Annotated in this window: 1 protein-coding gene; it reads left to right on the top strand. The window is 73.0% G+C overall.

What is annotated here, in order from left to right; genetic code table 11:
* A partial coding sequence (locus tag AC1DQ3_RS36765; protein WP_477124987.1) for a hypothetical protein occupies positions 1-475 on the top strand: 475 nt, incomplete at both ends.

Raw genomic sequence — 475 nt, 5'->3', positions numbered from 1 at the left:
GGCACTTTGGAAACCCATCTGCGCCGCGAGCCGGCCTTCAAGGCGCTCCCCGTGGAACTGGCCACCATTCGCGACGCCGTGCCGCGCCTGGACGGGGAAGCCAATCTGCCCTACGCCCGCCGCCTGCACGAGCAGCGGCCCGGCCTCAGCCTGAGCGAGCTGTCCCTGCTCTCGGGCACCACGGAAAGCCATCTGCGCGGCGAGCCGGCCTTCAAGACGCTCCCCGTGGAACTGGCCGCCATTCGCGACGCCGTGCCGCGCCGGGACGGGGAAGCCAGTCTGCCCTACGCCCGCCGCCTGCGCGAGCAGCGGCCCGGCCTCGGCCTGAACGAGCTGTCCCTGCTCTCGGGTGCCACGGAAAGCCAACTGCGCCGCGAGCCGGYCTTCAAGGCGCTCTCCGTGGAACTGGCCGCCATTCGCGACGCCGTGCCGCGCCGGGACGGGGAAGCCAGTCTGCCCTACGCCCGCCGCCTGC

Source organism: Cupriavidus sp. 01T418 (assembly GCF_056398885.1).
This window is presented reverse-complemented; position numbering and strand designations above follow the sequence as displayed.